This window comes from Chryseotalea sanaruensis, assembly GCF_003990915.1.
Classification (GTDB): Bacteria; Bacteroidota; Bacteroidia; order Cytophagales; family Cyclobacteriaceae; genus Chryseotalea; species Chryseotalea sanaruensis.
The window spans coordinates 1-12,858 of record NZ_BHXQ01000001.1 but is presented as its reverse complement, the minus strand read 5'-3'; the positions used below and the strand labels follow the sequence as shown (position 1 = coordinate 12,858).

2 protein-coding genes are annotated in these 12,858 nt (G+C 43.3%); one reads left to right on the top strand and one right to left on the bottom strand.

Going from position 1 to position 12,858, the window contains the following annotated elements; all coding sequences use genetic code 11:
* The first annotated feature begins 2 nt into the window (after positions 1 to 2).
* Positions 3 to 1,922 carry a PAS domain-containing hybrid sensor histidine kinase/response regulator gene (locus SanaruYs_RS00005; protein WP_127120461.1) on the top strand — a complete coding sequence of 640 codons (1,920 nt, stop codon included), beginning with the start codon at positions 3 to 5 and terminating at the stop codon, positions 1,920 to 1,922.
* 9 nt (positions 1,923 to 1,931) lie between these two features.
* On the opposite strand, the gene SanaruYs_RS20030 is transcribed toward SanaruYs_RS00005, so the two are convergent.
* A complete protein-coding gene (locus tag SanaruYs_RS20030; protein WP_218022335.1) occupies positions 1,932 to 12,818 on the bottom strand; it encodes a PKD-like domain-containing protein in 10,887 nt (3,628 codons plus the stop codon).
* Positions 12,819 to 12,858: the final 40 nt, after the last annotated feature.

The window sequence follows — 12,858 nt, the reverse complement described above, 5'->3', positions numbered from 1 at the left end:
GTATGAAGAACTTAGAGCAATATGTTCGCAAGGGTAGCTTCTACAAAAGCGTTGTAGACGATGGCTCAGATATCATTTTTATTGTAGACTTTGACGGGAAAATCCTTTATCACAACAATGCTGTGAGGAAAACCCTTGGCTACAGAGCCAACAGTCTGGTGAGCAAACACTTCTTTGACTATGTTTTACCAGATAGTCGTGATGAATTTTTAAAAAGTTTTAAACAGATTCAACGTAAGGCCTATTCGCAAAAAATTGAATTTCAGTTTTTATGCAAAGACCGCAGTTATCGTTTTCTTGAGTTTAATGCCATCAACTTAAAAAATCAGGAAAATCTGAATGGACTCATTCTTGACTGCCGTGATATAACCCAACGAAAAGAGGATGCTGCTGAGCTGATACGATTACAAAAAGCCAAAGAGCAGTTTTTGGCTAATATTAGTCACGAGATAAGAACTCCTATTAATGGTATTGCCGGTCTGGCCAACCTACTGCATCAAAACCTGCAGTCGGATGACTTAAGTGCTTACCTAAATGCGATACAGCATTCTGCTGAAAACCTGAAAGTTATAATTAATGACATTCTTGATTTATCTGCGATTGAATCCGGAAAACTTAAGCTTGAAAAAATTGGATTTAACCTACACGACCTCCTACCACCACTTATCAATACCTTTTCATACCAGGCAAAAGAAAAGAAAATTTCACTTAACCATGAAATAGACCCCAAGCTAAACACTATACTTTTAGGTGATCCGGTTCGCCTTAATCAAATTCTAATTAATCTGATAGGCAATGCTGTAAAGTTTACCAATAACGGAAGTATAACTGTAAAGTGCACAGCCGACCTTATTCAACGCAATGTATGTTGGGTACGTTTGGAAGTGATTGATACTGGTGTTGGTATTGCCCAAGAAAAGTTGGATACCATCTTTGAAAGCTTTAGTCAGGCAGATGCAAGCGTAACAAGGCGATATGGTGGAACAGGACTAGGTTTAACCATCGTGCGCCAATTGGTAGAATTACAGCACGGCAAAATTACTGTCGAAAGTATCGAACACCAAGGCTCCACCTTCAGGGTAATTATGCCCTATACAGTTGGTAAAGCAAGAAACCTAAAGCAAGTCAGCAACGAAACAATAACCAGTGAGCAGCACCCTGGTAAAAGCATGCGCGTATTGTTGGTGGAGGACAACGACATAAATCGTTTGTACGCCAAGAGTATTTTGAAAAACTGGCAAAGTGAGACAGAGACAGCCGAGAATGGATTGGTCGCTATTGAAAAACTTAAAAGCGGTTGGTTTGATGTTGTATTAATGGATGTACAGATGCCGGTTATGGATGGTTATGAAACTACCAAGGCCATAAGGCAAATGACTGCCCCTAAGAATGCTGTGCCCATAATTGCACTAACTGCAAACGCAACCAAAAGCGATGCTGATAAGTGTCTTGCTGCCGGTATGGATAATTTTTTACCGAAGCCTTTTACACCAGATGATCTTTACCGAAAGTTGTTTATTGAACTGAAGATTATTCCAAATAAAGAAGCTTACTGGAAAGAAAGCAAAGATAAAAACCAGGGACTTATTTATTACGATCTTAATTATTTGCGAGGTGTGTCGGGCAACAACCAAGAGTTTATGCGCGACATGATTGAGACTTTCATCAGCTCCATTCCTCCTATTCTTGATGACATGGCTGCAAATGCTATGATTGAGAATTGGGAGAAAGTGGGGAATCTTGCGCATCAAATTAAACCTTCATTTATTTTGATGGGAGCGGGTATTTTGAAAGAACAGGTTATTGATATTGAGAAGCGAGCTAAGACAAAGACGAATACCAGTACATTAAAAAAAGCTATCGACCAGTTCAGGGACAAATGCCTGAGCGCAGTCGATAGCCTTTCAAACGAACTTATCTGATCGTTTAACTTATTGTCTGTTTACGATGACGAGCTTCTTGTAATGTAGTGGTTCGCCCTTTGTGCCAAATACCATAAAGTAAACGCCATCTGCCAGCTGCTCTGTCATGATCTCTTTAGGTGTAAAGAATTCTCTTTCCAGCTTACCACTCATTACCTGAACGCCTTGTTGGTTGATAATCTTCCAATCGTATTGCTGAGACAAAATACCTTCAGCATACAGGTTTACTTTATTAGAGGCCGGGTTTGGATACATTTCAATTTGCTCCAACTCAGTTTTCACAATCTCCTCTTCAAGGCCAACAGGTAACAATGGAACTTTAGGTTTAACTACTTTTTGTATAACAGTCTGATAGATTTCTCTTGTATTCCTGTTTTGCACAAATGCAACGACCCACAGACTATCTGTTTCTTGGAATTGAGTTCGTAAATCAACTACTGCTTCTCTAATAGTTGGACTTACACCTAAACCTCCCCATACCCAAGGCTGATTGATTGTAATGCCACCGCTTCCCGATAGCATTTGACGCATAACATTTTTAAACATTACATTTTCAACTGGGCTTTCCTCAGCTCTTACTCCTGATTCATACAATACAACATAAACATTTACAGCTTCATTAAAATTAACTGATATGGAGTCTACGTATGTTAAACTAGTCTTGAATTCAATTTTATCCTCATCGTTATTATTGACATCCAATTCCAGTTGAAGATTAAACTTAGGTGCTAATAAGGCTTCTCTATTAATAACCTGAGGTGTAATTCTTGAAAAGAGTCCGTTAAAGTTTGTTGTGAATGGATTAAAATCTCCAACAGTATAATTACCAAGTGCACCATTCATAATTGTAAACGGTGGTGTTTCCACACCATAGAAGAAGCTTCTTACCGAAGGGTCAGCCGGATTATTAAGACTAAACTCGTCACTTGCGTTAGGGTTAGCCATATGATACTGCAATTTCAAAAAGTTAGACTGACGATCTCTTCCTATAGTATCAGCAGCATAGGCATCATCAATTTCATTATTGAAATTAACCAGTGTTGTAGTATTATTTGTAAAGTGCTCAAGTAATACAAGCTTCTGCTTATCCCCTATATAAATATTATCAAATGCAAATCCATTATAAGTACGATCAGATGGGTTGTTGCTTCCAAAGGCGATACGGAATACCACCTTATCCCTTTCTGTTAAAGGTATCTCGTCAAGACTATAGCGGGCATTTTGCCAACCGCCAGAATCGCCACTCCAACCAAATCGATTAAATGTTGTGATTGTCTGGTTACCTGGGTCACCTGTAATCGTTGAACTCTTATACCAGTTAATTCCATTTCCACTATTATCACCTAATACAACCCAGGTATCCCCTTCATCAATTGAGTATTGAAGTACAGTGCCATCAAGTTGCTCGTCAGTATCTGACCAAAAATCAAGTGAGATCATTGGTTTAGTAAGGCCGCTAAGGTTTAAGCATGGACCTATAACTACAGAGTTATCTATATTTTGATATTCACGCATATACCATGCGTTGTTAATCGCATTATCGATAGTAGTTCCATCTGGCAAACCAAAATTCCAGCTGGTGGCAGTAACGTTTTCCAAAGTACTGTTTGTCGGAAACCATGTTCCTTGTCCATTTCTGAAATCTTCACGATATCCAGTGCTTGCTAATTGTTGTGCATCACCTGAAGTAAGGATAAATGCATTTTTGGTTAACGATGCAGAACAACCTTCTTCAGTCTTTACAGTAAGTGTTATGTCGTAAGCTTGTGCAGGCCCGGCAGGGAACATATGATGGGGACTCCACGGTGTATTAATGTTTACAGTATCACCAAATGTTAATGGCTCTTTGTTAAGGATCGTCATATCTCCAAAGTCCCAATTAACAGCGAGGGCTTTACTAATACCAGTTTTAGAATCATTTTCAAACTCAGTAACATCGCCACTACATACCTTAGACCAACTGAAGTCAACCAATGGTGGTTTACCCACTTGCACAGCAATTGTGGTATCTGAAAAACACTGTTGGTTAGTTCTTACGCGAAGTGAGATGTTGTAGAATCTTGATTGACCAAAGCTATAAATTGGATTCTCTGAAACACTTGTGTTACCGTTATCATCAAAATTCCAATTGTATTCGACAATTGAAGCGCCTGTCTGATTATTAATAATATCAGATGCTCTACCAACAAACTGAACATCATCACTAATACATCCGTCTATTGATGATAAAAGATCCGCATCATTATTAACATCTCCACCTGCTGCTAGTCCTCTGATTCTGGATTGAGGTGCAGAGTAAACATAAACTTCTCTTGTTATAGAATTAGTCGCATTAAACTCATTAGTATAAGTATAAGTAATAAAGTATGAGCCACCTGCAAGACCATTTGTTCGCAAGAAATAACGTAAACCGACCTGAGAGATTATTCCTGCGGTAGTGGATGAAAAGAAAGCATTAACTGGCGCAACTGGTGGGGTATTCACAAGAGGATCCCCTATAAGTTCGATGTCACCTGTTTCTGCACATAGTGTAACCAGGTTTTGGTTCACTTCCACCGCACCTTTATTGTCTTCAAATCGGAAGGCTACTGTTGTAATAGGGTTAACAATGGTATTTCTAGAGAATATACTACTACAAGAAGTAACCGGGTTGATGTAGGTATACGTTATTTTATTTATGCTACCAACATTTGCAAATTCTGGTGAAAATATAGTAGTACCCGCTGTTATACCAGACCCTGTAAACACACCGCCACTTGGATTAGGTAGTAAAGTTACGGGTGGTTGGTTTTCAGCATAAACAGGATCCAAACCGAAGAATATAATTTCGGTTGTATCATTTACTGTTACCATTACTTCATCGAATACAGAAGTACATGGCCCGGCACCATCAGGATCATCGGTAGTTAATCTGAATGTAAGAACTTGACTAAGGGCATTAAACTCTGCAGCACTCAATGAATAGGCAGTCGATTCTGCTGACGCATTTGCAAAAGTACCTGTTCCACCAGTCCATGTAACAACAGAAGTAGCGCCTGACTTTGTGCCATTTAATACTAAAGGCTCATCTTCACAAACTTCAAAATCTGAACCTGCTGTAATTCTTGCAGCCTGATTAATATTAATTACTACATCATCACTAGCAACTAAACAAGGTCCAGTTCCGTCAGGATCATTAGTAGTAATTCTAAATTGAAGGGAGGTTGAGACGTCTGTTATGGCAGGAATATAAGTAGCCGAAACATTATTCAGCGTAATACTACTTACCGTCAAAGTTCCGTCACCATCAATAACTGACCATGAACCACTCGTTGCACTTCCGCTTAAAGTACTCGTTAACATAAAATCTGTTGGCTCGCATAAGGTATAGTCCGCTGGTGCCGTAACACGTGCTTGTCTGTTTACAGCAATTACTAACTGATCTGTTACGATTGGGCAAGGCCCTGCTCCGTCAGGATCATTAGAGGTCAATAACAATGTAACGCTATTGCCAATATCAGTTGGCGCAACTGTATAAATGTCATTCAAACCTGTACCTGCAACCGAACCAGATCCTTGTCCGCTTACTACAGACCATGTACCTACAGTAGCGCTTCCCGCAAGTGAACCTGCTATGGCAACATCAGTAGGTTCGCAAACCGCGAAGTCAGGTCCAGCATTAACTATTGCTTTTGGATTTACTGTTGCTGTGTAAACAGCCGAAGGTCCAAAGCATCCATTGGCAGCAGGAGTTATTGTATAAGAAACGACACCACCCAAATGGTTAGACACTAACGTTTGACTAATCGATGAGCCATCGCCATTGGATTGACCAGAAACTACACCCAAATTAGAGGTAGTCCATGAATAAGTAGTACCTGAGATATTTTGAGGAGACGAGCTGAGATTAAGTAAAGCAACAGACTCACTACAGATAATTACATTAGAAGTAGTAACCGATGGAAGAGGTTTAACAGTGACCACATAATCACGTGAAGCTCCCACACATCCATTTACAACAGGAGTAAGCGTATACGTTACAGTTCCATTTACATTACTAATGTTAATCGGGGTATTTGTAATTGGCCCTGATCCTGAAGATGAGATAGAGGCTCCGTTTATCTGACTTGTGTATACTGCAGTCCAATTTACAGTGGAGGCAGGACTTGTTGTTGCTGTAAAGCTTAAAGCTTGCCCACTACAAATTTCTTTTGTCAAAAGTGTTGAAGCTGTGGTAATTACCGGGCGAGGTCTGACCAGTACACTAACTACCTGACTTGAACTTGGGAGGCAACTTCCAACTAATGCTTCAAATGTATAGTTTACTGTCGTTGAACTGTTTGTTGGATTTATCAGTAAGTCTTCTACAACTTGTGCGTTTTCAAAAATTGCTCCAGCTACCAAAGTTCCTGTTGCTGCACTATAATTAACAGACACGAGACGAATTCTTGCACCGGTAACAGATGTTGTTAAGGCAATGTTTGTTTTTTCTTCAGAGCATATCTGAGTATTATTATTTACTATACTAAATACTGGTCGTGGCAACACACGAACAATTACGGTTTGTGTTACAGGACTAATTGGACAAACTGGTGCTGTCAATGGTGTTGTCACATTAAATGTGTATACAACATTAATCGGAGCATTAGTATTATTTGTCAGGGTTTCAATCAACACATTTGAATTTGTAAATGTCGTTGTCCCTGCAATAACAGTACCTCCAGAGACTGCACCATAATTTACACTTATCACATTTATCCTATGTCCATTGGTTGGGCTGGTAAATACAAGGTTAGTCGCGGTTCCACTACAAATCTCAGTTGTTGAATTAACGACATTGAATGTAGGGCTTGGATTTACAGTTACCGTTATGCTTGAAGGTGTTCCCGCACAACCATTTGCACTTGGTGTTATCGTATACACAACATTACCAGAATTTATACCATCAGTGGACGTCAAAAGCTGGCTAATTACATTTCCTGAACCAGCATTTGCACCACTAACATTTGTACTTACACGTGTCCAGGTATAGGTTGTTCCAGTTACCGCATTTGGATTAGTGATATTTATGTTTGTTGTAGAGCCGCTACAAATACTTGCATTGCTGGCCAAGACCGTAGGTATAGGGTTAACATTAACTGTTATTGATTGAACTGCACTGTAGCATCCGTTTAATACAGACCTTACATTATATACTGCCTGACCCGAAGTATTGGCTGTTGTAAGAATTAATGCTGTGTTAATTGCACTTGCCGCAACAGGTGTATTCTGATTTACTAATCCGTTAATATTTGTGCTGGAAACCGTCCATACATACCCTGCCCCAGCTACATTATTGGGGTTAGTTAATATAATTGTAGGTGTTTGTCCGTTACACACTGTAAACGTTGTGTTGTTAATCGCTAGAGTCGGATTTGGATTAACTGTTATCGTAGCCGTAATCGCAGCTCCGTTGCAACCATTTGCCCTTGGTGTAATGGTGTAGATAACCGTACCAGTCGTATTACCTGTTGTACTGCTCAGTAGCTGACTAATTGTATTACCACTACCCGAACTCGCCCCTGTAACGTTTGTTGCTGAAACTGTCCAGCTATACGTAGTACCGGTAACAACATTAGGATTTGTTAAGGCTATGTTCGTTGTCTCACCACTACAAATAGTTTGTGCAGATGGAGTTGCCAGCGCATTTGGAATAGGATTAACAGTAACAACTACTGTAGTTGATGTGCCCAAACAGCCATTCGCTATCGGGGTAATCGTGTAGGTAGCTGTTCCCGGATTTGAACTTGTTGTACTCAGGGTATGGGCAATCGGACCAGCTACTGAAGTAGCTTGATTACTTGCTCCACTTACACCACTCTGTACAACTGTCCAGCGATAAAGCGTACCTGTAACTGCATTTGGATTGCTTAGCGCTATACTTGTTGTGCTGCCACTACAAATCACTGCATTGGGCGCACTCACATTCGGAATAGGGTTAACCGTAAGCACTACATCTTGTGTTGCTCCTGTGCATCCATTATAAATTGGCGTGACTGTGATCGTGGCGGTCTGTACGCTCGTGCCATTATTCACCGCAGTGAAAGAGGCAATGTTTCCTGTGCCACTGCCCGCAAGGCCTATGCTCGTATTTGTATTGGTCCAGCTGTAGCTGGTAGCTGTACCTGTAAAGTTAATGGCTGTCACTGCTGAGCCTGCACAAACAGTCTCGTCTGCAGGATTAGCAACTACAGGAGTAGGGTTAACACTCACCACTACATTCTGCACCTGACTGCAACCATTGGCCGATATCGTATACTCATAGGTAACATTAATCGGTAAGCTTGTTGTATTAGTCAGTGTTTCATTAGGATCATTCGTGCCTGTACCAGCTGCCTCGGTAATGCCAACCACTACTGCTCTGCTCCAGCTGAAGGTTGCTCCAACTGTGACACTTGTAGGTGTATAACTAAATGTATCACCACTGCAAATCGCTGCCGGGGTTAAACTGCTGCTCAACGCTGGCGTAGGGTTAACCCTTACCACTACACTCTGACCTGCATTGCTACAAGTACCTATCGTGCTGGTGATGATATAGGTAACATTGATCGGTGTGGCTGTTGTATTGGTGAGCACTTCTGAGATCGCCCCTGTAGAAGAGGAAGCTGCTTGAGAAATACCTGCCACTAAGGCTCTGCTCCAGGCGAAGGTAGCGCCTACTGTCGCACTCGTGGGTGTATAACTAAATGTATCACCACTGCAAATCGCTGCTGGTGTTAAAGTGCTAGTCAGTACCGGTGTAGGGTTAACCGTAAGCACTACATCTTGTGTTGCTCCTGTGCATCCATTATAAATTGGCGTGACTGTGATCGTGGCGGTCTGTACGCTCGTGCCATTATTCACCGCAGTGAAAGAGGCAATGTTTCCTGTGCCACTGCCCGCAAGGCCTATGCTCGTATTACTATTGGTCCAGCTGTAGCTGGTAGCTGTACCTGTAAAGTTAATGGCTGTCACTGCTGAGCCTGCACAAACAGTCTCGTCTGCAGGATTAGCAACTACAGGAGTAGGGTTAACACTCACCACTACATTCTGCACCTGACTGCAACCATTGGCCGATATCGTATACTCATAGGTAACATTAATCGGTAAGCTTGTTGTATTAGTCAGTGTTTCATTAGGATCATTCGTGCCTGTACCAGCTGCCTCGGTGATGCCAACCACTACTGCTCTGCTCCAGCTGAAGGTTGCTCCAACTGTGGCACTCGCAGGTGTATAACTAAATGTATCACCACTGCAAATCGCTGCCGGGGTTAAACTGCTGCTCAACGCTGGCGTAGGGTTAACCCTCACCACTACACTCTGACCTGCATTGCTACAAGTACCTATCGTGCTGGTGATGATATAGGTAACATTGATCGGTGTGGCTGTTGTATTGGTCAATACTTCACTGATGTTGCCTGATCCACTACTTACTCCCTGACTGATGCCTGCTACTAAGGCTCTGCTCCAGGCGAAGGTGGCGCCTACTGTGGCACTCGCAGGTGTATAACTAAATGTATCACCACTGCAAATCGCTGCTGGTGTTAAACTGCTAGTCAGTACCGGTGTAGGGTTAACCGTGATCACTACATCTTGTGTTGCTCCTGTGCATCCATTATAAATTGGCGTGACTGTGATCGTGGCGGTCTGTACGCTCGTGCCATTATTCACCGCAGTGAAAGAGGCAATGTTTCCTGTGCCAATGCCCGCAAGGCCTATGCTCGTATTACTATTGGTCCAGCTGTAGCTGGTAGCTGTACCTGTAAAGTTAATGGCTGTCACTGCTGAGCCTGCACAAACAGTCTCGTCTGCAGGATTAGCAACTACAGGAGTAGGGTTAACACTCACCACTACATTCTGCACCTGACTGCAACCATTGGCCGATATCGTATACTCATAGGTAACATTAATCGGTAAGCTTGTTGTATTAGTCAGTGTTTCATTAGGATCATTCGTGCCTGTACCAGCTGCCTCGGTAATGCCAACCACTACTGCTCTGCTCCAGCTGAAGGTTGCTCCAACTGTGACACTTGTAGGTGTATAACTAAATGTATCACCACTGCAAATCGCTGCCGGGGTTAAACTGCTGCTCAACGCTGGCGTAGGGTTAACCCTTACCACTACACTCTGACCTGCATTGCTACAAGTACCTATCGTGCTGGTGATGATATAGGTAACATTGATCGGTGTGGCTGTTGTATTGGTCAATACTTCACTGATGTTGCCTGATCCACTACTTACTCCCTGACTGATGCCTGCTACTAAGGCTCTGCTCCAGGCGAAGGTAGCGCCTACTGTCGCACTCGTGGGTGTATAACTAAATGTATCACCACTGCAAATCGCGGCTGGTGTTAAAGTGCTAGTCAGTACCGGTGTAGGGTTAACCGTGATCACTACATCTTGTGTTGCTCCTGTGCATCCATTATAAATTGGCGTGACTGTGATCGTGGCGGTCTGTACGCTCGTGCCATTATTCACCGCAGTGAAAGAGGCAATGTTTCCGGTGCCACTGCCCGCAAGGCCTATGCTCGTATTCGTATTGGTCCAGCTGTAGCTGGTAGCTGTACCTGTAAAGTTAATGGCTGTCACTGCTGAGCCTGCACAAACAGTCTCGTCTGCAGGATTAGCAACTACAGGAGTAGGGTTAACACTCACCACTACATTCTGCACCTGACTGCAACCATTGGCTGCTATCGTATACTCATAGGTAACATTAATCGGTAAGCTTGTTGTATTAGTCAGTGTTTCATTAGGATCATTCGTGCCTGTACCAGCTGCCTCGGTAATGCCAACCACTACTGCTCTGCTCCAGCTGAAGGTTGCTCCAACTGTGACACTTGTAGGTGTATAACTAAATGTATCACCACTGCAAATCGCTGCCGGGGTTAAACTGCTGCTCAACGCTGGCGTAGGGTTAACCCTTACCACTACACTCTGACCTGCATTGCTACAAGTACCTATCGTGCTGGTGATGATATAGGTAACATTGATCGGTGTGGCTGTTGTATTGGTGAGCACTTCTGAGATCGCCCCTGTAGAAGAGGAAGCTGCTTGAGAAATACCTGCTACTAAGGCTCTGCTCCAGGCGAAGGTGGCTCCTACTGTCGCACTCGTGGGTGTATAACTAAATGTATCACCACTGCAAATCGCTGCTGGTGTTAAAGTGCTAGTCAATACCGGTGTAGGGTTAACCGTAAGCACTACATCTTGTGTTGCTCCTGTGCATCCATTATAAATTGGCGTGACTGTGATCGTGGCGGTCTGTACGCTCGTGCCATTATTCACCGCAGTGAAAGAGGCAATGTTTCCGGTGCCAATGCCCGCAAGGCCTATGCTCGTATTACTATTGGTCCAGCTGTAGCTGGTAGCTGTACCTGTAAAGTTAATGGCTGTCACTGCTGAGCCTGCACACACAGTCTCGTCTGCAGGATTAGCAACTACAGGAGTAGGGTTAACACTCACCACTACATTCTGCACCTGACTGCAACCATTGGCCGATATCGTATACTCATAGGTAACATTAATCGGTAAGCTTGTTGTATTAGTCAGTGTTTCATTAGGATCATTCGTGCCTGTACCAGCTGCCTCGGTGATGCCAACCACTACTGCTCTGCTCCAGCTGAAGGTTGCTCCAACTGTGACACTTGCAGGTGTATAACTAAATGTATCACCACTGCAAATCGCTGCCGGGGTTAAACTGCTGCTCAACGCTGGCGTAGGGTTAACCCTTACCACTACACTCTGACCTGCATTGCTACAAGTACCTATCGTGCTGGTGATGATATAGGTAACATTGATTGGTGTGGCTGTCGTATTGGTGAGCACTTCTGAGATCGCCCCTGTAGAAGAGGAAGCTGCTTGAGAAATACCTGCCACTAAGGCTCTGCTCCAGGCGAAGGTGGCTCCTACTGTCGCACTCGTGGGTGTATAACTAAATGTATCACCACTGCAAATCGCGGCTGGTGTTAAAGTGCTAGTCAGTACCGGTGTAGGGTTAACCGTGATCACTACATCTTGTGTTGCTCCTGTGCATCCATTATAAATTGGCGTGACTGTGATCGTGGCGGTCTGTACGCTCGTGCCATTATTCACCGCAGTGAAAGAGGCAATGTTTCCGGTGCCACTGCCCGCAAGGCCTATGCTCGTATTCGTATTGGTCCAGCTGTAGCTGGTAGCTGTACCTGTAAAGTTAATGGCTGTCACTGCTGAGCCTGCACAAACAGTCTCGTCTGCAGGATTAGCAACTACAGGAGTAGGGTTAACACTCACCACTACATTCTGCACCTGACTGCAACCATTGGCCGATATCGTATACTCATAGGTAACATTAATCGGTAAGCTTGTTGTATTAGTCAGTGTTTCATTAGGATCATTCGTGCCTGTACCAGCTGCCTCGGTGATGCCAACCACTACTGCTCTGCTCCAGCTGAAGGTTGCTCCAACTGTGACACTTGTAGGTGTATAACTAAATGTATCACCACTGCAAATCGCTGCCGGGGTTAAACTGCTGCTCAACGCTGGCGTAGGGTTAACCCTTACCACTACACTCTGACCTGCATTGCTACAAGTACCTATCGTACTGGTGATGATATAGGTAACATTGATCGGTGTGGCTGTTGTATTGGTCAATACTTCACTGATGTTGCCTGATCCACTACTTACTCCCTGACTGATGCCTGCTACTAAGGCTCTGCTCCAGGCGAAGGTGGCTCCTACTGTCGCACTCGTGGGTGTATAACTAAATGTATCACCACTGCAAATCGCGGCTGGTGTTAAAGTGCTAGTCAGTACCGGTGTAGGGTTAACCGTAAGCACTACATCTTGTGTTGCTCCTGTGCATCCATTATAAATTGGCGTGACTGTGATCGTGGCGGTCTGTACGCTCGTGCCATTATTCACCGCAGTGAAAGAGGCAATGTTTCCGGTGCCACTGCCCGCA

Bases quoted from the DNA above. Each gene is read 5' to 3' on its own strand.
- SanaruYs_RS00005 (WP_127120461.1), top strand. From the start codon at position 3: ATGAAGAACTTAGAGCAATATGTTCGCAAGGGTAGCTTCTACAAAAGC.